Origin of the sequence: Streptomyces sp. NPDC006872, from assembly GCF_040635845.1 — a bacterium.
GTDB lineage: Bacteria > Actinomycetota > Actinomycetes > Streptomycetales > Streptomycetaceae > Streptomyces.
Window position 1 is genome coordinate 363,400 of record NZ_JBEYIL010000009.1, and the last position, 21,036, is coordinate 384,435.

A 21,036-nucleotide genomic window follows, 5' to 3' on the forward strand; every position below is an offset into this window, starting at 1 on the left:
TGCGGAATCCCTCCTGGCGGTCGACCAGGGAGGCAGGACCACCCCCTTCGGGAAGGCTTCAGGAGGGGGTTTCAGGGGTGCTGACCTGCGGGCCTCCCTGCCTCCCTGATGGATCATCAGTGCAGGTCAAGGCCAGGGAGGCGGGCCAGGGAGGGGTTCAGGGAGTTCTCCCTGCCTCCCTGGCCCGGGGAGGGTGCGCCTCCCTTCATTCGGAGGCAGAAGCGGAACCGTGGCCGTCGCGGTTGGCGAGGGCGCGGGCGAGGCGGTCGCGGCCGATGACCATGACCCCGTCGGACTTGTACGGCTCGGCTCCGGTGCCCTCCAGGACGCGGGTGAGGTCGGAGAACGACCACGTGCCGTAGGCGTCCTCGTTCAGCGTCGCGAGCCGCTTGATGACGTCCTGCGTGCGCACCCGCGCCGCCGTGCCGACCACGGACGCGATGTCGGCGAGCGGGTCGCGCTCCTCGCCCCGCTCGATCACGTGCAGGGTGGTGACGCCGTCGCGCAGGGCCTTGGCGCGGGCGGCGATGACCTTGGCGTCGTCGGTGCTGATGTAGTGCGTGCGCACGGTGATGGAGGTCTGGCCCTTGGGGATCTCGATGCCGTCGGAGGCGACGATCAGGGTTCCCTTGTCCAGTCCCTGGCGCAGCAGGTGCGGGGCGGCACCGCCGTTGACGGCCTTCTCTCCCAGCGCCATGACCGCCTGTGACTCGGTGCCCAGCGCGAGCGAGGCACGGGTGTGCGCGCCCTCCCGCACCAGCTTGGGGAGGTTCTGGTCGGTGGGGTCCTGGGTGCCCTGCCACAGCAGCACGTTCACGGCCCGCCCTTGGTTGTGAATCTTCCGCGCGGCCATGAAGTACCGGGAGGTGGAGGAGGAGCCGCCGTAGGGGCGCTTGTCCTCGTCCTTGACCGGGCACATGAACGCCACCTGTGCTTCGTCCACGATGACGATCAGCGGCGGGAACACGGTGCCGGGCGGGGCCTGGAGGCGGCGGTTCATCTCCTCCACCGCGTCTTCCGCCATCTCCGTGACCTGGATGACATGGTCGTCGGTCGGGCCCTGGATCAGCCGGGTCGCGATGCCGTCGAACATGTTCCAGTCGCCGGCACCCTTTAGGTCGCCCATCCAGAACTCCACCGACTTGTCCAGCGCGAGCCACAGGGCGAGGGAGCGCAGGGCGGCGGTCTTGCCCTGGTTGGACAGACCCGTGATCAGCAGGTGCCGCTGATACACGCTCAAGGCCGCAGCGTCGCCCCGCAGGTCCTGACCCCAGGGCGCGCGGCCCTTGGAGTAGTCGGCGGTCATCGTCTCGTCGGTGACCAGCGGGGACGGACCGATCGGCTCGTCCAGCGCACCCAAGTCGGCCACCCACAGCCGCACCGTCCGCGCCGCCTCCGGGAGCGTGATGAACACCTCGTGCTCATGCCGGGTCAGGTTCTCCGCGAGCTTGCGCCGCTTGCCCTGCACCTCGTTCGTGGCCACCCCGGATGGAAGCGTGACGTCGACCTCGACCCCGCATCCGGCGATCCGGATCGGACCGAGCATGCTCGCGCCGGCGTCGCCCATCTCCTTGATCGCCTTGCGCAGCGCGGGCACCCCCAGGTCGCGCAGGGCCTTGACCACGATGGACGGGGTGATCGGCTCCCCCTCACTGCTGCGGACGGTCGCGGGAAGAGCCCACTGCGGTGCGGCCTGCTGCTTGCTGCCGACCGCCCACAGCGCGAGCAGCGCGAGGAACGGACCCAGGGTGACGGCCGGCCCCCACACCACCTGCACGATGGTGATCAGCAGGTTGATGAACTCGATGACGGCCTGGATCGGGGTGACGACGTCCTTGACGTCCTTGTTCGCGATGGCCATGACGATCCCGAGGGCGACCAGCGCGCCTATGCCCATCCCGGTGCCCACGGCCATGCCCTTGGCGGCGTCCAGCGGGGAGTGGAGCAGGTCCATGCGGCGGCGGTGCCGGGCGTCGCGGAAGTGCTGCCCGCGCTCCTCCCACTCGGCTGCGGCCTCCATGTTCCCCGCGGCTTCCGCCGCGCGCATGAACCGCTCGTAGCGGGCGGCCGTCTTGCCGTCCCACGTCCGCCGGGCCACGATCCGAGCGCCGCCCACCACGTAGAGGCTGTGGCGGGCGACCGTGCGGGCGGCGGTCTTCGTGTTCTCGTGCGTGACCGCGTGCTTGACGGCGCGCCCGGAGCGCACCCACAGCGGGGTCGGTGCCGGCGGTGCCGGGGCGGGGACCACGGTCAGCGTGGTCACGGTGGCGGTGGCCGGTTCGGCGGGCGGGTCGGTGTCTTTGTGCAGGTGAACGACGTTCTCGGACATGCGGAAGTCTCCTCAACACCCCGATGGCGGGGGCGGGTAAGGGCATGCGGGAAGGGTGAGGGGCCGGGACGGCGAGGGCGGCCGTCCCGGCGGGTGGTTCACGTGGCGGGGGTGGGTGTCACCACCAGCTCGACTTCTTCTTGGGCACGATGTTGGGGCAGCCGTTGATCATGTGGTCCACGCACTGCGGGCAGTCCTCTCGGGGACCGAGGCGGCGGTGCACGCGCCGATCGTGGGCGTGCTGCCAGCACTGCGGGCACTCGCCCGGAGGCGTGGGCGTCGCGGGCATGCTCACCACCACCCCGACGACTTCTTGGCGGCCTTGGCGGCGGCGGCCTCGTTCACGATCCGCTGCCGCTCGACGTGCAGCGCGGTCAGTTCGGCGGTCAGGCGGGTCTCCACGGAACTGGCGAGGGAGTCCAGCCGGTTCTCCTGGCGGGCGGCGCTCCTGCCGCGCAGAACCCGGTACGAGCCGCCGGCCAGCGCGCCGATCACGGCGCGCCGCTCGGCACTGGTCAGGGGCCACGTCTCGCCCCGGCGGACGGCCTCCAGCTTGCGGTTCGTCTTCTGAATCTCGCGGTCGATGCGTCGGGTGTCGGGCTTGCCCATGGTCAACGGCTCCCAGGGGATTCGGAGGGTTCGGGGAAGGCGCAGGGAACGCACATGCCCAGCGACGGCGGGATGACGTATCCGGCATCGCGCCGGCACTGCGGGCAGGTGCGGCGGGCGGTGTTGGCCTTGGCCAGCGCCGCCCACCTGGCCGGGGTCATGGGACGTACCGGCTTGGCGAGGTCGACCCGGTAGAGGTAGGCGACGAGCGGGCCCCGGCGGCGGCGCGGTCGTTCGAGCTGGGCGGCGACGTCCTGCCCTCCGGGGCGCAGGTCGCGGGCCCTCAGTTGGCGGCGGGTGGCGTAGCCGTCCGGGGCGAGGTGCCACCGGAAGACGGGCAGGGTGCTCATGCCGCGCCGCGCCGTCCGGGACGGCGGCCGGCAACCGACCCGAGCAGACGACCGAGGCGGGCCCGCCGGGGCCCGGAGCGGCCGGACCGCTTCGCCGCGTACATGGCCTCATCAGCGCGGCGCAGCAGCGCGGACAGGTCCTCGCCCGGGTGGTCGACGGCCCGCACCCACCCCAGCGACACCGTGGTGTGCACGTCCGGGTTGGTGTCGACCGGGCGGGCGAGGACGCGGGCGAGGGTGTGCAGCCGGTCGGCCATCGTCCCGTCGCGGTCGACGACGACGGCCGCGAACTCATCCCCACCCAGCCGTCCCACGACCCCGCCCGGGGCGGTGCCATGGGCGAGACGCGCGGCGACCGCAGCGAGCAGCAGGTCACCGGCCGCGTGGCCGTGGGTGTCGTTGATCTGCTTGAAGCGGTCGACGTCCGCGAGCACGACCACGGCGCGGGGGTCGCGCAGCAGGCGGCGGGCCCGCCGGGTGAACGCGTCCCGCGTCCACAGCCCCGTCAGCGGATCGCGGCGGGCGGTCGTCAGCCGTGCGTGCAGCCACCAAGCGTGCACCGCCCACCCGAGGGCGGGCGGCAGGGCAGGTAAGAGCGCGGCGAGGGTACTCACGGCGTCACCGCCGTCGCGGCGCGTTCGGCGAGCAGGGCGTCACGCAGCATCCGGGCGTTCGCCGGCGAGGTACGCAGGGCCCGGCGGATGCCCTCAGCCGTGATCTGCGCGTCCGTCCAGCCGGCCGTCGCCTTCCGCGCCTCCGCCATGAGTTGGTCGGGGGTGCGGCGGGTACGGGTCGACTTGGCGGCGACCGGGACACGGCCCGTCGCACGACGCGATGAGGTCGACGCGGCTGGCAGCGACCGGGCCGATGCCGGGGCGATCGGCACCGGCTTCACCACCGGGACGACAGCTGGCATCGGCTTCATGCTGGTGCCGCTCTTGCCGAAGTCGACCGGCACCGGATCGGGCACCGAAAGCCGCGTCACCACGACCGTGGGCGTGCTCGATTCAGGCAGGTCAGCCATAGACCGTTCTCGACTACTTACAGTCGATTCCTCAGCATTTATGACCGGAGTGGAGTCGAGCACGGCGGGGGCGAACATCGACGCGAGCGCAGCGTCCGCACCGCCGGTGATCCGGTCGCGCTGGACGTCCAGCAGCCTCGATCCCAACGCCGTGTCCCCGACCCCGACCTTGCGGGCCAGACGCCACGACGCCCGATCCGAACGCTTCCGCACCCGACTGGTCGGGTGGTGAGCGGCGCGCGCCCGGTGATAGGCGAGGGCCTGCACGATGTCGGCGGTACGCCGCTCATTCTCCGCATCGCGGCCGTCGGTGTGGACCACGATCCGGCGGGCGAGGAACGCCATGCCCTCAGCCGAGACGGACATGCCCATCGGGGTCAGCGCGTAGACGACCGTGCGGCCCGGGTCCGGGGCGGCCATCGCGCCCATCACAGCGGCGGCGGCCGGCAACGCCCACAGTCCCGCCCGCACGACGCGGGGTGAGGACTGGCCCAGCATGGTCAGGCCCAGCAGGACCAGCGCGAGCACGGCCGTAGCGCCCTCGCCGGCACCGAGCGCACCGAGCGCGGTGCCCTTGCCGTAGGCGTGCCCAATGTTGCTGTACGTGCCGATGCCTCCGACCACGCCCGTGGCCAGCATCGGCACGAACGCAGCAGTCAGGACACCGACCTGAACCCGTGTCAGGGGCTTGCGGGTCTCGCTCATGCCGCTTCCCCCGCTCCCTCGCGGTGGCCGCGAGCGGCACGCAGGAAGGGCACCGTCCGGGTGAGCGCGTCGGCGTACAGGGCGTCCCAACCGGCGATCTCGTCACCGGCCTCCGCCTGCTCCCGCAGGTCGGCGAGGATGTCACGGGCCGCGTCCTCACGGGCGGCGCGCTCGTCGTCCGTCTCGGACTCCAGCGGCCCCCGGAACAGGTCGACGTCGACGCCGATCGCCAGTTCCGCGAACTCGGTGTCGCCGTGCGCTTCCTGGCCGGCGACGAAGTTGCGCATACGCATGGTGGATCTCTCCTCTTGCTACGTCGGGAGGGAGACCGGGCGGCGGGCTGTCCTGTCCGGGAGTGCCGCCACACCGGCTTGAGGGCCACTACCGCTCGTCGCGACGGGCCCAGCACCCCGGGCGAGATTCGATCCCGCGCCCTCACGGCTGCATGCCGGGGCCGACGGTCGTCACCCGGCCGTCACGGAGACGGGGTCAACCCCCGTCAAACAACACGCTGTTGAGTTCTCAATCAATGCGCGCTCACTTCGCACTCACCCCCTTGCGGGGGCTTTCCTCCGGGCGCATCCACAGACTGGACCGGTGGACCGGTCCAGTCAACCCCCAAGTTCGCATCCGGAGTGGCGAGTTGGCGATTTGCGCTGCTCAAGAAGGTTGCAGGGGAACCAAAAAAGCTGGACCGGCGGACCGGTCCAGCTCCCCTAAGAGACTCTCTGGCCTACATCGCATAGGTCTCCACCTGTTCGAAGTGAGGGTAGGGCGTGACCCCTTCCTCACACACAAGCGGGCGACCCTCTTGGTCGTAAGCGGTGTGCAGGATCACGGCAACTGCCGTCGGTTCAGACAGTCCAAGGTGGTGAGCTTCGGACTCATTGGCCAAGCGGACCGTAGTCACGTCCACCCCCTCGGCGGGGAAACGGCCAGTCTGCCGCCGCACGTACCGAGTCGTACCCTCCGGGATCGGTGCGGTCTGGGCGAGTCGCGGGGAGGCTTCTGCGATGTCTGGCGGGAACCACGCTTCCGCGTAGCTGTGCGGACTCCCGTCGGGAAGTTGGAGGATCCGAATGCGTCGCAGCGTAGAGACGCCCGGATCCATGCCGAGCACGGCCGCCACACGCGGGGGCGGTTCTGCCCAGTCAGGCTCACCCACACGCAGGAACGGCATGCCGCCGGCGATCCGGGCGGAACCTGCTCGCCGCGCCCCCGCAGGCCGCGCAACAGGCGTCTCCGTGACAACAAAGCCCGTCCCCTGCTTGGCGATGACAACGCCGTCGTTCCGCAGCACATCCAGGGCCTTGACGGTTGTCGCGCGCGACACCGACCACTGTTCGGCCAGGTCGCGCCCAGACGGCAGGGTCTCGCCGGGGCCGAACTCGCCAGCGGCGATTCGGGAGCGCAGCGACTCCGCGATCTCCTCATACTTCAGTAGCGCCATGGCTTCCCCTCTAGGGTGCTGGACTGGTCCACCGGTACACAGGATACTGCCGTTATGTCGAATCCTGAATTGGCACCCTCTGTCCTGCGCTTTTACAGCGAAACCGTGGATGAGAGCAGCCGTCTGCACCGCTCGGCAGACGGTCGCCTCGAGCTGGCACGAACCCAGGAATTGCTACGGCGCTTCTTGCCGCCAGCGCCCGCGCGCGTACTGGACGTGGGCGGCGGGGCCGGGGTGCACGCCGAATGGCTGGTCAAGGACGGGTATGCGGTCTCTCTCGTGGACCCCGTCGCTCGCCATGTCGAACAGGCATCAGCCATCTGCTCAGCGTCACTCGGAGACGCTCGCGCGCTGGACGCGGGTGACGGCAGTTACGACGTCGTCCAGCTACTCGGCCCGCTGTATCACCTTCCTGATGCTGCTGACCGTCGCAAGGCACTCTCGGAGGCCCGACGCGTCGTGAAGCCGGGCGGGCTCGTGGCCGCCGCAGCGATCAACCGTTACGCCTCGCTCTTCGAGCACGTCACATACGCCCACCTGCACACCGAGCGCATGCACGATGCGATCTCCAAGATTCTCCGTACAGCGGTGCACGACGGCCCACACTTCACCCTGGCGTACTTTCACCGGGCGGAAGAACTTGCCAACGAGCTGAGAGAGTCAGGGCTCACCGACGTTGAGGTCTTCGGCATCGAGGGCCCGGCGTGGTCGCTGGTCAAAGCTGTTGAACAACAGCCAGGCGAGGGGCCTACGGAAGACCTGATTGCCTCCGCCATGACGGCCGCGCGGATGGCTGAACCGTACCCAGAGCTACTAGCCGCTAGCTCGCACCTTCTTGCCGTCGGCCGGGCTCCCGCCAACCCCGCCGCTTAACTCGCTCCACTCCGTCTCGGTCAGCAGCCCTCGCCATCCTGGTCATGCGTATGGCCCACCTCCTATGAGATGGGCCACACTGTCACCTATTGTTTCTTGGACTCCTCCGTCTCGTTCCATGCTCGACGAAGGGACTTCCAAGCACGCAAGGTGCGCCCCGCTTCAGCGAATAGCGCTCGAAGGTTCACCAAGACAAGCGTGACAACTCCGAACACCGTGATGATCACTGTCGCTACGGTGGAACTATTCACTCAGCCTGACTTTCGTCTCAAGGCTCCCCCACGGCGGTCCCTACTGCTGAGACCTCCATCAACGTACCGGTTGCCTCCGCGTCCCGTACGGGACTTCCCGCAGCTCAGTGAGTTCGGCTCCGTCTCAGTTTCCGTCTCATTCATCGCCGTACGCGAAGGTCCGGGACCGTTCACGCAACCCCAACCGGCGCAGCATCCGTACAGGATTGAACGCCCCTGGACTCGTCGGGATCACGCTCTGACCAACACAGACAAACCTGCAAAGCGAGGTACGTGGGTTCAATTCCCGCCACGGCCTCTGACCGGCCTGACCAGGCAGAACGAAAGGGCGGCACCCCGCATGGGGTGCCGCCCTTTCGGCCGTCCGGCTCAGTGCTTGAACGTGATCGCGTGAGGCGTCCGCTGACCGGTTTTTGCGATGTCTCTTTGTTCTCCCCGCAGTTGGAGTTGCGCGGTGGGACTCTGTGGGCGCTTCTTCGGAATGGGCGGTGGGAGGGTCGATGGGGATCGTGGGGCCGAGCCGGGGTGCCGTGTGGGCCGCCGTGGGGGTGGCGGGGGTGGGGTCGGCAGGGCTGGTGTCGCTCGCCGTCCTGGGGGATCTGAATGCCGCGGGGCAGGTGGCGAGTGTCGTCGGCGCGGTGGTCGGGCTGGCCGGGGTGGTGATCTCCGTGCTCGCTCTGAACAGCGCTTCAGACGACGTAGGCCGCTCCCAGCGTCTCGTGCGGGCCGAGCGCGGTGGGGTCGCGGCCGGCGGGGACCTCATCGGGAACGCGATCGGGCACGGCGCCGTGGTTTCGGGGCCGCGCACGCCCCGGCGGCGGCCCGCCGGTCAGCCGGGCAGGGGTGAGGTTCGGGCCGGGCCGGACTCGGTGGCCGCCGTCGGGGACATCGTCGACAACGCCTTCGGGGACGACAGCCGCCGATGACCGCGCAGCCCTGGCCCCGCAGAAAACGCCCCGCCGAGACCGACCCCGTCCCCGCCTCCCCCGCCTCCCCTGCCGACGGCCCCCGCCGTCTGCACGTGGGCCCCGACGCCATCGGGGTCGGCGGCAGCGTCGAGAACTCCGCGTGCGCCCCGGACAGTCGGGTCACGAACATCGGTGAGCTGCACATCCACCACACGGCTGCCGGCGCCGAGCCGCGAGGGGGTTCGCTGCCGGAGCTCGAGTCGGCCCTCGCCGACCTCCAGGGGCACGCCGACCGACTCGCCACCCACGCCGAGCGACTCGCCGCACTCGAACGCAGGCCCGCCCCGCACGCGAACGCCGACCTCGCCGACCTCCGGCACTACGCGACCCAGGTCGACGCCTACGCCGACCGGCTTATCGCCGTCGAGCGCCAACTCGCCGACCTCCAGTCGCACGGGGTCCGACTCGCCGCCTACGCCGACCGGCTCGCCGCACTCGAAGGCCAACTCGCCGACTTCCAGCAGCGCCACGTCGACACGCTGGCCGCCAACGCGCGGCTGCAGGAACAGCGCGACGCCGCCTATGCCTCCGCCGCCGCCTCCGAGGCCGACCACCGTGCCGAACGCCGACGCCGTGAGGCCGCCGAAGCCGCCGGACAGCGCGCCGACCAGCAGGCGGCGGCCGAACGCGCCCGCGCCGACCAGTACGCCGCCGAACGCGACGACGCGCGCCGGCGGCCGCACCAGGAGGAGCGCGAGCCCGTCGCCGTGCTCAGCAGTCCGAGTCCGGCAACCACCGTCAACACCGCTGCCGCTGCCGCCGCCCCGGCAGGCACGACACGCACGGCAGGCACGACACGCCCGGAACATACGCACCAACAGGTGGTGCGGGCCGCCGGGGGCGAGATCGTCTTCGGCAGCTCTCCTTGTGACAAACGCTGGTGCCTGCGCCGCCGCCGACGCCTCGTGCATTTCTCGCGCTTCGGGCTGAAGCGCCCGCACGTCAAGTACCAGAGGGTCGGCGGGATGAAGCTGCCGCGCCTCGTGGGCAGTTGCTCGTCGCGCTGGTGCTCACACTGTTTCCGGCAAGACCACGGTGCAGGGCTCGCGACCGCCGTCGCCGTCCTCGGGATGGTCGCCTGTGTCGCGGCCGGAATCGGGCTCTACCGGGTCGACGCTCCCTGGTGGATCGGGTTCCCGGCCGTGCTCGGTCTGTTCTTCGCCATCCCGTTCGCGGTGGACCGGGTCGACCTGAGCCACCCTCAGCCGAGCCGGTTGGACCCATCCGGCAACGACGGCACCCCGATCGTTCCCAGCTGACTCCGGCTCGGCTCCGGCTCCGCTCCGCTCCGGCCGCGAGTCCGACACGCCCGGCTCAACTCACCTTCCCGTTCCCCGGATTTAACCTACGACCTCTTGGCGATCCCCTCTCTACGCGCGTAACTTGAGCCGACTCCCCCACACCACCATCGGCCGTACCCGACGACGTACGAGGAGATCGCCAGCGTGTCCAGATCTGTAGGTAACAGACCCCGCCGTACCGCCTACGCGCTCATATCCGTGGGTGTGGCGAGCGCGTTCGCCATCACCTCGCTGCCCGCGGCCTACGCGACGCCGTCCGCCTCCGCGGTGATCTCCGAGGTGTACGGCGGCGGCGGGAACTCGGGGGCGACCCTGACCCGGGACTTCGTCGAGCTCGGCAACGCGGGCACGGCGGCCTACGACCTGGCCGGGTTCAGCGTGCAGTACCTGCCCGGCTCGCCGTCCTCCTCCTCGACCTGGCAGGTCACCGCGCTCAGCGGCAGCGTCGCGCCCGGCGGGCGGTTCCTCGTCGGCGAGGGCGTCGGATCCGGGGGGACCGTCGCCCTGCCCGCCCTCGACGCCACCGGGTCCATCGCCATGAGCGCCACCACCGGCACCATCGCGCTCGTCTCCGGCACCTCCGCCCTGACCTGCAAGACCGCCGCCGACTGCGCCGCCGACAGCCGGATCGTCGACCTGGTCGGATACGGCAGCGCCGTCGTGCGGGAGGGCAGCGGGCCGGTCACCGGGGCTTCCAACACCGCCTCCGTCAGCCGCGCTGCCGCCCTCGCCGACACCGACGACAACGCCGTCGATCTCGCGTCCGGGACGCCGTCCCCCGTCAACTCCGCCGGGCAGACCCCGGATTCGGGCAGCGGGGACGGAGATGGGGACGGGGACGATTCGACGACCCCCGGTACCGTCCGCGTCCATGACATCCAGGGCGCCACCCGGCTCTCCCCGCTCGCCGGGCAGACCGTCACCCGGGTGCCGGGGATCGTCACCGGGGTGCGGACCTCCGGGTCCAAGGGGTACTGGATCCAGGATCCGGCGGCCGACGCCGACCCCAGGACCAGCGAAGGCGTCTTCGTGTACACCGGGTCCGCCGCGCCGACCGTGGCCGTCGGGGACTCCGTGCTGGTCAGCGGCAAGATCGCCGAGTACTACCCGAGCAGCACCAGCCAGTCCCTCACCGAGCTCACCGCGCCGACGGCGACCGTGCTGAGCAGCGGGAACGCCCTGCCCGCCGCCGTCACCGCCGACGCGAGCAGCGTTCCGGACGCCTACATTCCCACCGCCGGCGGCGCGAGCATCGAGTCGCTCCCGCTCGAACCCGCCGTCTACGCCCAGGACTTCTTCGAGGCCGCCGAGGGCATGCGCGTCTCGTTCTCGGACGCCCGTGTCGTCGGCGCGAGCAACGAGTACGGCGAGCTGTGGGTGACCGTCAAGCCGGAAGAGAGCGCCACGCCCCACGGCGGCACGCTGTACTCCTCCTACGACCAGCCCAACACCGGTCGGCTGAAGGTGATGTCGCTCGACACCGCCGCCGCCTTCCCGGTCGCCGACGTCGGCGACGAGCTGGCCGGCAGCACCACCGGGCCGCTCGACTACTCCACCTACGGCGGCTACAACGTCCAGGCCACGCAGCTGGGCACCCTGGTCGACAACGGGCTGAAGCCGGAGGTGACCCGCCGTCAGAGGGGCGACGAGCTCGCGGTCGCCACGTACAACGTGGAGAACCTGGACGCGCTGGACGACCAGGAGAAGATCGACCGGCTCGCCCAGGGCATCGCCGTCAACCTCAACTCCCCCGACGTCGTCGCCCTGGAGGAGATCCAGGACGACAACGGCGCGACGAACGACGGCACCGTCACCTCCGAGGCCACGCTGAAGCGGTTCACGGACGCCATCCGCGCGGCCGGCGGCCCCCGGTACCAGTGGCGTTACATCGCCCCGACGAACAACCAGGACGGCGGCGAGCCCGGCGGCAACATCCGTCAGGTGTTCCTGTTCAACCCCAAGCGGGTCTCGTTCACCGACCGGGCCGGTGGCGACGCCACCACCGCCACCGGCGTGGTGAAGACCCGCAAGGGCGCCCGTCTCACCTACTCCCCCGGGCGCATCGACCCGACCAGCGACGCCTGGGGCAGCAGCCGCAAGCCGCTGGTGGGCGAGTTCGTCTTCCACGGCGAGACCGTGTTCGTCATCGCCAACCACTTCACCTCCAAGGGCGGCGACCAGCCGCTGCACTCCCGCTACCAGCCGCCGGCCCGCAGCTCCGAGACACAGCGTCAGGCGCAGGCCGCCGAGGTGAACGCGTTCGTCAAGTCCCTGCTCGCGGCGGACAAGAACGCCAAGACCGTGGTGCTCGGGGACCTCAACGACTACGAGTTCTCGGGGACCGTCAGCACGCTGACGGACGGCAAGGTCCTCAAGCCGCTGATCACCACCCTGCCGGCCGACCAGCGCTACACCTACGTCTACGACGGCAACTCGCAGACCCTGGACCACATCCTGACCAGCCCGGCGGTCACGCACTTCGACTACGACGTGGTGCACATCAACGCCGAGTTCGCCGACCAGGCCAGCGACCACGACCCGCAGATCGTACGGATCGACGTCAGCCGGTGCCGCTAGGCGCTCCGCTGGATGTGCCGCGATGTGCCGTCGTTTTGCTGCGGCGCCATCGTGGCTGGTCGCGCAGTTCCCCGCGCCCCTTCGGGGCGCATCTCCAGGCGCCGCTAGGCATACAGCCCGCCGCCCGCCTCGTCCTCGAACATCCCCGGCCAGTAGCGCCAGCCGTCGTCCGCGGGGTTGTTCGGGGTCGGGTCGCAGGCGACCGGGTCGACCGCGGCCAGGGTGCGGGACATCGTCTCGGCGAGCTGGTCGTAGGCCTCGGTCAGCTCGTGCACCGCGTCCAGCGCCCGCTCGCGGCGTATCAGCCAGAGGGTGAACGCCAGGGTGGAGATGTCGGCGTTGAGCGGGCGCAGACCGAGGTCCGGTTCGCTCCAGCTCAGCACCGCGCCCGTGGCGCCGTCGACGACCAGGCTGGTGTCCTCCAGGAGGTGGCCGAGGCGGATCAGGCGGTCGGCGTTCGCCGGGAGCCGCTGCTCGGTGAGGACGCCGCCGCGGTCGTCCTCGCAGTACTCGGCGAGGGTCTGCAGCGGCATGTCGGTCTCCAGCGAGAACCAGACGACCTCCTCCGGCAGGCCCGTCTCGCGCAGGAAGCGGCGGGTCGGGGCGTGCGTGAGCGCGTTGGGGAAGTCCACGTCCTCGAAGCGGACGATCTCGCCGGAGCCGAACTCCTCGTCCAGCAGGCGGACCGGGAGGTCCAGCGCCAGGCCGGAGGCCGTGCCCGGGCCGGCCACCAGCGCCAGCGGGCGGATCACCGCGGCCAGCTTCCAGAAGAGGCCCGAGTCGCCCTCCCGGTCCGCCGCCGCGGTCTCCGCGCTCTCCGCGGCCTCCGCAGCCTCCTCGAAGACGGCGAGCAGCTGACGGGTCGCCTCCGCCACCGCCTTCGGTCCGAGGCGGCCCGCGTAGGAGGCGAACTGGCCGCGCAGGGCCGCCAGTTCGTCCACCGCGGTCGCGTAGCGGACCAGCTTCTCCAGGGAGGGGGCGAGCGGGCGGGTGTCCATCAGGCCGGGGCGGTCGTGCAGGAAGTACGTCGTCGAGATCTCGCCCGTCATCCCGTCGAGCAGGACCGACTCCGTCTCCCGGCCGTCGGCGCCCAGGATTCCGCCTATGACCAGCCGGTCGCGCAGCTCGGCCGCCAGGAGGCCTTCGGGGTCGCCCGTGGAGTCCGCGACCGTGCGCAGCCCGTCCGTGCGCAGTGCCTCGAACGTCATCAGAGCGCCGTCGCCGGGCAGGGCCGGCAGGCCGGGGCCGGTCAGCCAGCGGCGCGTCGGCGCGTGCGTGATGTACGGGTTCAGCTCGTCCTCGGTGAAGGTGATCGTCGTCATGGCGGTGGCCGTCGTCGTCCTGGCGATGGTGGTCCTGGTCGTGGCGGTGGTGGTCCTGGTCGTGCTCATCGGGTCCCCCGTGCGGAAAGTTGCGTGCGCCGTCCCACTGCTCCGCAGCCTACGCGGCACCACTGACAACGGCCCCGACCAGCGACAACACCCAGCACACGGGACGCCGGACGCCGGTCCCACACACTGACAGACGTCAGAACACCCTCACGCGTTCCCTCGGCGACTCAGGCAACGACTCAGGTGAGGTCTCAGATGACGTCTCAGGTCAGGTAGACGCCGCCGAGTACCACGACCACCGCCGCCACCACGAACAGCAGGATCCAGCCCAGCAACTTGCCCACGCTCGGCGGGGGCTCGTACTGCCGGGCGGCCGGATCCGACGCCGCCGGAACCGGAGCCGGATCCCGCTCGCTCACCGGTCCGTCACCACCGCGGCCTGGGGCCTTATCGGCAGCCGGTTCACCGGGCGGCCCGTCGCGGCCCGTACGGCGGAGGCGATCGCCGCCGGCGAGGTCACCACCGGGACCGCGCTGGCGGCCTTCGCCCCGAACGGCGCGACGACGTCCCGCTCCTCGACCAGTTTGACGATCTGGATGTCCGGGGCGTCCAGGGCCGTGGGCAGCGCGTAGCCGGTGAGGTCGGGGTGGCGGATCAGGCCTCTCGGGGTGCGGAGGTTCTCGGTGAGGGCGATGCCGACGCCCTGTGTCACGCCCGCCTCGATGCGGGCGGTGAGCTGCGCGGGGTTGAGGATCCGGCCGACGTCCTGGGCGACGGCGAGTTCCACGACGCGTACCGAGCCGAGCTCGATGTCGACGTCGACGACCGCGCGGATCGCGCAGAACGCGAGGCCGACGAAGGCGTCGCCCTGGCCGGCCGCGTCCAGTGGCTCGGTCGGGTGCGGGCGGCACTGTGCCGTCGCCCACAGCTCCTTGCCGTGCATCTCCTCCGTGACGGTCGTCGACAGGACGCCGTCGTACGAGGTGATCTTGCCGTCGGTGATCTGGAGCAGCTCCGTGGACATGCCGAACTTGTGCGCCAGGGGCTGCAGGAGCTGGGTGCGGACCATCTTCGCCGCACGTTCCACCGCGCCGCCGGAGACCCAGGTGTGGCGGCCGCGGCAGCCGGGGCCCGCGGGGGGCTGGTCGGTGTCCACGGGCGCCACGTGCACCTCGTCGACGCCGAGCGTCTCCTGGACGATCTGGCGGGCGAGCGTCGTGAAGCCCTGCCCCGTCTCGACCGCCGCGCACAGGACCGTGGCGATGCCGTCCTGGACCTTGACGGTCGCCGTGGAGACCTCGTCCGCGCCCTCCGCGCCCAGCATGTGCACCATGCCGAGGCCGTAGCCCACGCCCCGGCGCACCGCGCCCGGTTCGCCCGCGCCCTCGGGGCCGCCGGGCAGCAGCCAGTCGTCCTCGGGCGTGTCCTTGGGCAGTGCCGGGAGCGGGAACTCCTGGACGGCCTGGAGGAGTTCGGCGACGGGGGCCGGGCAGGTCACGGTCTGGCCGGTCGGCAGGACGTCGCCGGTGGCCATGACGTTGCGCAGCCGCAGCTCCGCCGGGTCGACGCCGAGCTTCTTCGCCAGCTTGTCCATCTGCGCCTCGTAGGCGGCGCACACCTGCATCGCGCCCTCGCCGCGCACATGGCCCGACGGCGGGTTGTTCGTACGGACCGCCCAGCCCTCGATGAAGGCGTTCGGGACGACATAGGGGCCGCAGGCGAAGGAGACGGCGGCGGCCAGGGCCTCGGCGGAGGTGTCGGCGTAGGCGCCCGCGTCCAGCAGGATCTGCGCCTCGACCTTCACCAGTCGGCCCTCGGCGTCCGCGTGGTGGCGGTAGCGCAGCAGGGTGGGATGCCGGTGGGCGTGGCCGAGGAACGACTCCTCGCGCGTGGCCGTCAGTTTCACCGGGCAGCCGGTCTTCAGGGCGAGCAGGCCGAGCGGGAGCTGGAAACCCTGGTCCTCGCGGTCGGCGGTGGCGCCGGGCACTCCGGTGACGACGATCTTCACTCGTTCGGGTTCGAGGCCGTAGCAGGCGGCGGCCGTGTCCCGGTCGGTGTGCGGGTCGGTGGAGGCCAGGTAGAGCTCCACGCCGCCGTCGGGACGGGGCACGGCGAGGCCGGCCTCGGCGCCGATCGGGGCGGGGTCGGCTCGGCCGATCCGGTACTGGCCCTCGACGATGATCTCGCCGGCCGCGGCCGGGTCGCCGTGGTGCAGCGGGATGTGCCGGATCAGGTTGCCGTCGGGGTGCAGGGGCTCCGCTTCGAAGGCCTGCTCTGGGTCGATCACCGGGTCGAGCACCTCGTACTCGACGATGACGGCCGCGGCGGCCATCCGCGCGGTGTCCGGGTGGTCGGCGGCGACGGCGGCGATGGGCTCGCCGTGGTGGCGTACGACCTCGGAGGCGAACACCGGCCGGTCGGCCTTGCCGCGACCGTGCAACGCGCGCCCGGGGACGTCCTCGTGGGTGATGACGGCCTGCACGCCGGGCATCTCACGCGCGTGGGACGTGTCGATGGACACGATGCGCGCGTGCGGGTGCGGTGAGCGCAGCACGGCCGCCCACAGCAGGCCCTCGGCCCACAGGTCGGCCGCGTAGGGGAAGGTGCCCTCCGTCTTGGCGCGCGCGTCGGCGGGCTGCAGGGACGCGCCGAGGCCGTGCGGGATCGACTCGGAGGCGGGGGCCGCCTCCGCGGGGGTCGTCGCGGTGGCTGCTTCGTTGCTCACGCCTGGCCTCCGTCCTGGCCCTGGCCCTGGCCGTATGCCGGGTCATGCGGGTGGGGCTGTGCCGGGTTCTCGAACGCCGACGCGTGGACGCCGCCCGCACCCGGTCCGGCCTGGTGGGGAATGCGGGCCTCGTCCCCGTTCGACTCGGCCTCGGCGTGCGCCTCGCGTTCGGCGACGACGTCCTTGACGGCCCGCAGGACGCCCCGGTAGCCGGAGCAGCGACACAGGTTGCCGCACAGGGCCTGGCGGGTCTCCAGCTCGGTCGGCGCCGGGTTGCCCTCGAGCAGGTCGTGCACGGTCATCGCCATGCCGGGCACGCAGAACCCGCACTGCACGGCCCCGCACTTGGCGAGGGCCCGCTGCACGTCCGAGGGCCGGCCGTCGACGGCCAGGCCCTCGACGGTGCGGATCTCGCTGCCGGCGGTGGTGACGGCCGGGACCAGGCAGGAGGCGACGAGCCGGCCGTCGACCTGGACGTTGCAGGCTCCGCACTCGCCCTGTGAGCAGCCGTCCTTGGCGCCGGCGAGGCCGAGGCGCTCGCGCAGGACGTAGAGCAGCGACTCGCCGATCCAGGCGTCGGTGACGGGGCGGTCGGAGCCGTTGACGCGCAGCACGTAGGCCGCGAGGGGGTGTTCCTCGTGGAACGGCGACGGGGCGTCGCCGGGCGTGTCGGCGGTCTCGGGGGCGTCCGCCTGATCCGCCTCCGCGTCCGCCTCGGGCGCCGTCCCGCCTTCGGACGGCTCGTCGTCGGGCGTGTCCGCCGGGTCTCGGAGGTCTCCGTGCGCGGCGGCGGGTTCGGCGGGCGGCCCAGCGGGGCCGTGGGCGGCCTCGTGGGCGCGCTCCGGGCCTCCGGGCCCCTCGGTCGCCCCGTCGGCCCCAGCGGCCCGCCGAGCGGCCTCCGCGGGGCTGTTCGGGGACACCGTGTACGCCTCGGCGGAGACCTCCGGGGCGGCCGGGCCGTCCGGGGCGAACGTCTCGCCGGGGTGGGCGTGGTGCTCGGGGTGGCCGGTGTAGTCGGGCGCGGGGTGGCGCCGGTCGTGGTCGGCGGCCGGCGTGTCGTGCTCCGGCGCGTAGCCCGTCCCGTGCGCGGGCGTGTGCTGGGGCGCGAGTCCGTACGGGGGCGTGTCCGTCGCCGGTCGCGCCGCCATGTCGGTCTGGTCCGTGGGCCGGCCCCATGCCTGGTTCGCCGTGCCGGTCGTGTCGGTCGTGCCCGTGGCCCAGGGCGCGGGCGCGCCGCCGGGCAGGGTGGCCGGGGGCGTGCCGCCCCACTGTTCGACCAGGGCCGATGTGGTGAACTCGCCCGATTCGTCCGGAAGGTCGCCGCCCGCGACGGGGATCGACCACTGGCCGGTCACATCGTGGCCGGGGGCGGGCTGCGGTGCGCCCTGGACCGCCGAGTTGTCGTCGAAGGACCACTGGCCGGTCGAGCCCGGGTGGTACGAGAACCGGTCGTCGCCCACCGTCTGCGGGGTGCCCTGCGGGGCGGGCCAGTCGGTGCCGCCGGGCGGGGCCGCCCAGGTCGTGGCGTCGTCCGTCGGGGGCGCGACCGCTATCTGCGGCGGCACGTACCCGTGGCCCGGCGCGGCGAGCGGGTCGGCGCCGCGGGCGGCCAGCAGGGCGTCGATGCCGCCTTCGGGGAGCTTCACGAAGGCGGTCGCGCCGTCGTCGTAGTCCCCTTGGGGCAGCGGGTCCCAGCGGCCGCCGCCCTGCGGAGCGCCCTGCTCCTGCCCGGTGTCCTGTCCGTGTCCGGGTCCGTGCTGGTCGTCGGTCACGACAGCGCCCTCCCCAGTGCTCGTCGGGCCAGCGCGGCGACGGTGCGCCGCAGGTGCAGTACGGCAGGCGGAAGTTCCGGTACGGAGCCGTCCACGCCCGGCACCGGGTCGGGGATGCAGGCGGCTGCGACGTACTCCCCGAAGGCGGTCAGCGCCTCCGGGACGATCGTGCGGTTGTTGTCCCAGTCGATCAGCCGGGCGACCCACTGCTCGGCCTCCAGGGGCCGCAGCGGCATCGGCGCTATGGCTCCGACGGCGCATCTCACGCCGCGCCGGGCGGGGTCGAGGACCAGCGCCACGGAGGCCACCGCACGGCCCGGTCCGGTGCGGCCGGTGGCCTTCAGGAAGACCTGCGGGGCGTGCAGCAGCGGCACGCGCACGTACCCGATGAGTTCGCCGCCGCGCAGCATCTCCATGCCGGCCAGCAGGTGCGACACCGGGATCTCCCGGCGGGCTCCGCCCTGGCCCGCGATGATCAGGGTGGCCTCCAGCGCGGCCAGCACGGGCAGCGCGTCGCCCGTGGGAGCCGCCGAGGCGATGTTGCCGCCCAGGGTGCCCGCGTTGCGGATCTGCGGCGGGCCCGCGGCGCGCGCGGCGGCGGCGAGCGCCGGGATGAGCGCGGCGAAGTCGGGGCGGCCCATGCGCGCGTGGGTGAGTCCGGCGCCGAGCAGCGCGTGGCCGTCCTGGTACTGCCAGCCGCGGATCTCGCTGATCCGGCCGAGGCCGACCAGCCCGGCGGGCCTGAGCTGCCCGGAGTTGACGGCGGCCATCAGGTCCGTGCCGCCGGCCACCGGCACGGCTGCGGGCATGGCCGCGAGCGCCGCCACGGCCTCGTCCAGCGACGTGGGCAGCGTGACGGCCTGCGCCGCCTGCGGTGCGTGCGTGCTCAAAACCGGCTGCCCCTTCCCGCTGCCCCACCTGGTCCCACCTGTGTTGCCGTACGGTACGTGCTGACAGGGCGGACGTGGCAACTCTGGCACATCTTCGCAACACCCGAACGCGGGGGTCCGCTAGGAGGCATTCGCCCACCTCACCGTGGAGATGGTCCGTTTTCGCACGGCATCACCGGTGCGCGTGAATTGCCACTCTTCGGTGATCCTGCCGGGGTTTTTCCGTGACGCGCGGTATCACCGGTTCGGGGGCGGACCGTCGATCGGACGCCCGAGGACACCGGGCCGCCGCTGCCACGGCCGGGGCCCGGCCGGCGGACGGTAGCCGACGCCCGACGCGTCAAGTCGCCCGTAGTGCGCCTCCATCCGTCGCTCGAAGTCGGCGAAGTCCCGGTCCCGCCCGGCCGGCAGGGAACTCCAGGCGACCTCGGCGAAGGCGGCGAGCCGCGGGAAGGCCTGGTAGTCCACGCGCGCGGGGTCCTCCATCACCTCGGTCCACAGGTTGGCCTGCGCGCCGAGCACGTGCCGCGCCTCCTCCGACGTCAACTCCGCGGGAACGGGCTCGAACCGGTAGACGTCCTCCAGGGTGCGCACGAAGCCGATCGGCACGGGCTCGTCCTCGCCGGGCGCCTGCCGGTGGTCCAGGTAGACCTGCTGCTCGGGGCACATCACGACGTCGTGCCCGGCCCGCGCGGCGGCGATCCCGCCCGCGTACCCACGCCAGGACGACACGGCCGCGCCCTCCGCGAGCCCGCCCTCCAGGATCTCGTCCCAGCCGATGAGCCTGCGCCCGCGCGCGGAGAGCCACTTGTCGAAGTGGCCGATGAACCAGGACTGCAGCTGGTCCTCGTCCGCGAGTCCGAGTTCCCTGATGCGCGCCTGCGCGGTCGGCGACTGCCGCCACTGGTCCTTGGGACATTCGTCACCCCCGACATGAATGAACTCCGAGGGGAACAGCTCCAGCAGTTCCTCGAAGACCCCCTCGTAGAAGCGCAGGGTGTTGTCGGTGGGGGCGAGTACGTTGGGATTGATCCCCCAGGTGTCCCACACGGAGAGGACCGAGGTGTCGATGACGTCGGTGTTGCCGAGTTCCGGGTACGCGGCGATCGCGGCCTGCGAGTGGCCGGGCAGATCGATTTCGGGGACGACGGCGATATGCCGCTCGGCGGCGTAGGCGACGATCTCCCGGATGTCGTCCTGCGTGTAGTAGCCACCGTGCGGCTTCTCGTCCCACAGCGGTGAGGCGCGATGGCCGAATTTCGTGCGCGCCCGCCAGGAACCGACCTCGGTCAGCCGGGGGTGCCTCTTGATCTCGATCCGCCAGCCCTGATCGTCCGTCAGATGGAAGTGGAAGACGTTGAGTTTGTGCGCCGCCATCAGATCCAGGTAGCGCAGAACGCCTTCCTTGGGCATGAAGTGCCGGGCCACGTCGAGCATGAGGCCGCGCCAGCCGAAACGGGGCGTGTCCTCGACGAAGGTCCCGGGCACGAGCCACTGCCTGCCGGGGGCCACGGGGGCACGCCGGAAGGCGTCGGGGCCGAGCAGTTGACGGAGCGTCTGGGCGGCCCAGAACACCCCTGCGGGGCCGCCCCCGTGCAGGGTGATGTCGTCGCCGTTGACATACAGCTTGTAGCCCTCCGGGCCGAGGTGGCCGGCGTCCTCCGGCTGGATCCGCAGCCGGACGGTCTCGCCGTCGTCCCCCGCGCCCGGTGGCAGCGCGAGGCCCGTCGCCGCGCCGAGGGCGCCGCGCAGCCAGCTGGCGGTCGCCTCCGTGCCGGGCCCGGCGTCGATCACCGTGGTCTCGTCGAGCACGAAGCCGCCCACGGAGGGCAGGTCCCGCAGTGTCGCGGGCGCCGGAATCAGTCCGGTCGTCGAAGTCAC

The 21,036-nt window shown here is 71.8% G+C and carries 18 protein-coding genes; 4 read left to right on the forward strand and 14 right to left on the reverse strand.

Translation table 11 applies throughout. From position 1 onward, the window contains the following. Positions 1 to 205: 205 nt before the first annotated feature. From ABZ725_RS27625 to ABZ725_RS27660, 8 genes are all read right to left on the reverse strand, one after another. Positions 206 to 2,329 carry an ATP-binding protein gene (locus ABZ725_RS27625; protein ID WP_358805239.1) on the reverse strand — a complete coding sequence of 708 codons (2,124 nt, stop codon included), beginning with the start codon at positions 2,327 to 2,329 and terminating at the stop codon, positions 206 to 208. A 118-nt stretch (positions 2,330 to 2,447) separates the two neighbouring features. Then, positions 2,448 to 2,618, reverse strand: coding sequence for a pRL2-8 (locus ABZ725_RS27630; protein WP_358805240.1), 171 nt, complete (start codon positions 2,616 to 2,618; stop codon positions 2,448 to 2,450). Positions 2,619 to 2,620: 2 nt separating this feature from the next. Beyond that, positions 2,621 to 2,938, reverse strand: a complete 318-nt coding sequence (locus tag ABZ725_RS27635) for a hypothetical protein (RefSeq protein ID WP_358805241.1) — start codon at positions 2,936 to 2,938, stop codon at positions 2,621 to 2,623. 2 nt (positions 2,939 to 2,940) lie between these two features. Beyond that, on the reverse strand, positions 2,941 to 3,288 hold the full coding sequence (locus tag ABZ725_RS27640) for an RRQRL motif-containing zinc-binding protein (protein WP_358805242.1): 348 nt from the start codon (positions 3,286 to 3,288) through the stop codon (positions 2,941 to 2,943). Continuing rightward, entirely contained in the window at positions 3,285 to 3,902 is a 618-nt protein-coding gene (locus ABZ725_RS27645; protein ID WP_358805243.1) for a GGDEF domain-containing protein, read from the reverse strand. Before ABZ725_RS27645 ends, ABZ725_RS27640 begins: the two co-directional genes overlap by 4 nt. Next, on the reverse strand, positions 3,899 to 5,017 hold the full coding sequence (locus tag ABZ725_RS27650) for a conjugal transfer protein (protein ID WP_358805244.1): 1,119 nt from the start codon (positions 5,015 to 5,017) through the stop codon (positions 3,899 to 3,901). Before ABZ725_RS27650 ends, ABZ725_RS27645 begins: the two co-directional genes overlap by 4 nt. Next, on the reverse strand, positions 5,014 to 5,304 hold the full coding sequence (locus ABZ725_RS27655; protein WP_358805315.1) for a hypothetical protein: 291 nt from the start codon (positions 5,302 to 5,304) through the stop codon (positions 5,014 to 5,016). The genes ABZ725_RS27650 and ABZ725_RS27655 overlap by 4 nt, the downstream gene beginning before the upstream one ends. 446 nt (positions 5,305 to 5,750) lie before the next feature. Next, positions 5,751 to 6,467, reverse strand: coding sequence for a GntR family transcriptional regulator (locus tag ABZ725_RS27660; protein ID WP_358805245.1), 717 nt, complete (start codon positions 6,465 to 6,467; stop codon positions 5,751 to 5,753). A gap of 54 nt (positions 6,468 to 6,521) precedes the next feature. Here ABZ725_RS27660 and ABZ725_RS27665 point away from each other — a divergent pair, with 54 nt between their 5' ends. The 4 genes from ABZ725_RS27665 to ABZ725_RS27680 all read left to right on the forward strand — a co-directional run bounded on the left by ABZ725_RS27665 (position 6,522) and on the right by ABZ725_RS27680 (position 12,437). After that, positions 6,522 to 7,340: a methyltransferase domain-containing protein gene (locus ABZ725_RS27665; RefSeq protein WP_358805246.1), complete on the forward strand. Its 819-nt coding sequence runs from the start codon at positions 6,522 to 6,524 to the stop codon at positions 7,338 to 7,340. A 751-nt stretch (positions 7,341 to 8,091) separates the two neighbouring features. Next, positions 8,092 to 8,517: a hypothetical protein gene (locus tag ABZ725_RS27670; protein ID WP_358805247.1), complete on the forward strand. Its 426-nt coding sequence runs from the start codon at positions 8,092 to 8,094 to the stop codon at positions 8,515 to 8,517. Beyond that, positions 8,514 to 9,818, forward strand: a complete 1,305-nt coding sequence (locus ABZ725_RS27675) for a hypothetical protein (RefSeq protein WP_358805248.1) — start codon at positions 8,514 to 8,516, stop codon at positions 9,816 to 9,818. Before ABZ725_RS27670 ends, ABZ725_RS27675 begins: the two co-directional genes overlap by 4 nt. A gap of 186 nt (positions 9,819 to 10,004) precedes the next feature. Further along, on the forward strand, positions 10,005 to 12,437 hold the full coding sequence (locus ABZ725_RS27680; RefSeq protein ID WP_358805249.1) for an endonuclease/exonuclease/phosphatase family protein: 2,433 nt from the start codon (positions 10,005 to 10,007) through the stop codon (positions 12,435 to 12,437). A 104-nt stretch (positions 12,438 to 12,541) separates the two neighbouring features. Here ABZ725_RS27680 and ABZ725_RS27685 read toward each other — a convergent pair whose 3' ends face one another. The 6 genes from ABZ725_RS27685 to ABZ725_RS27710 form a co-directional block, all read right to left on the reverse strand. Further along, positions 12,542 to 13,759 (reverse strand): SUKH-4 family immunity protein, encoded by a 1,218-nt coding sequence (locus ABZ725_RS27685; RefSeq protein ID WP_358805316.1) that lies wholly within the window; start codon positions 13,757 to 13,759, stop codon positions 12,542 to 12,544. A 272-nt stretch (positions 13,760 to 14,031) separates the two neighbouring features. Further along, positions 14,032 to 14,187, reverse strand: coding sequence for a hypothetical protein (locus ABZ725_RS27690; protein ID WP_358805250.1), 156 nt, complete (start codon positions 14,185 to 14,187; stop codon positions 14,032 to 14,034). After that, a complete protein-coding gene (locus ABZ725_RS27695) occupies positions 14,184 to 16,493 on the reverse strand; it encodes a molybdopterin cofactor-binding domain-containing protein (RefSeq protein WP_358805251.1) in 2,310 nt (769 codons plus the stop codon). The genes ABZ725_RS27690 and ABZ725_RS27695 overlap by 4 nt, the downstream gene beginning before the upstream one ends. Then, positions 16,490 to 18,265, reverse strand: a complete 1,776-nt coding sequence (locus ABZ725_RS27700) for a 2Fe-2S iron-sulfur cluster-binding protein (RefSeq protein ID WP_358805252.1) — start codon at positions 18,263 to 18,265, stop codon at positions 16,490 to 16,492. The genes ABZ725_RS27695 and ABZ725_RS27700 overlap by 4 nt, the downstream gene beginning before the upstream one ends. Continuing rightward, entirely contained in the window at positions 18,262 to 19,155 is an 894-nt protein-coding gene (locus ABZ725_RS27705; RefSeq protein ID WP_358805253.1) for an FAD binding domain-containing protein, read from the reverse strand. Before ABZ725_RS27705 ends, ABZ725_RS27700 begins: the two co-directional genes overlap by 4 nt. A gap of 237 nt (positions 19,156 to 19,392) precedes the next feature. Continuing rightward, the gene (locus ABZ725_RS27710; RefSeq protein WP_358805254.1) at positions 19,393 to 21,036 is read right to left on the reverse strand and encodes a beta-N-acetylhexosaminidase; all 1,644 of its coding nucleotides are present in this window, start codon (positions 21,034 to 21,036) and stop codon (positions 19,393 to 19,395) included.

What these genes read in the sequence shown, in the direction of transcription:
- ABZ725_RS27635 (WP_358805241.1), bottom strand. Translation starts at nt 2,938, where the DNA reads ATGGGCAAGCCCGACACCCGACGCATCGACCGCGAGATTCAGAAGACG.
- ABZ725_RS27670 (WP_358805247.1), top strand. Translation starts at nt 8,092, where the DNA reads ATGGGGATCGTGGGGCCGAGCCGGGGTGCCGTGTGGGCCGCCGTGGGG.
- ABZ725_RS27650 (WP_358805244.1), bottom strand. Translation starts at nt 5,017, where the DNA reads ATGAGCGAGACCCGCAAGCCCCTGACACGGGTTCAGGTCGGTGTCCTG.
- ABZ725_RS27660 (WP_358805245.1), bottom strand. Translation starts at nt 6,467, where the DNA reads ATGGCGCTACTGAAGTATGAGGAGATCGCGGAGTCGCTGCGCTCCCGA.
- ABZ725_RS27675 (WP_358805248.1), top strand. Translation starts at nt 8,514, where the DNA reads ATGACCGCGCAGCCCTGGCCCCGCAGAAAACGCCCCGCCGAGACCGAC.
- ABZ725_RS27625 (WP_358805239.1), bottom strand. Translation starts at nt 2,329, where the DNA reads ATGTCCGAGAACGTCGTTCACCTGCACAAAGACACCGACCCGCCCGCC.
- ABZ725_RS27685 (WP_358805316.1), bottom strand. Translation starts at nt 13,759, where the DNA reads ATGACGACGATCACCTTCACCGAGGACGAGCTGAACCCGTACATCACG.
- ABZ725_RS27655 (WP_358805315.1), bottom strand. Translation starts at nt 5,304, where the DNA reads ATGCGCAACTTCGTCGCCGGCCAGGAAGCGCACGGCGACACCGAGTTC.
- ABZ725_RS27630 (WP_358805240.1), bottom strand. Translation starts at nt 2,618, where the DNA reads ATGCCCGCGACGCCCACGCCTCCGGGCGAGTGCCCGCAGTGCTGGCAG.
- ABZ725_RS27640 (WP_358805242.1), bottom strand. Translation starts at nt 3,288, where the DNA reads ATGAGCACCCTGCCCGTCTTCCGGTGGCACCTCGCCCCGGACGGCTAC.
- ABZ725_RS27665 (WP_358805246.1), top strand. Translation starts at nt 6,522, where the DNA reads ATGTCGAATCCTGAATTGGCACCCTCTGTCCTGCGCTTTTACAGCGAA.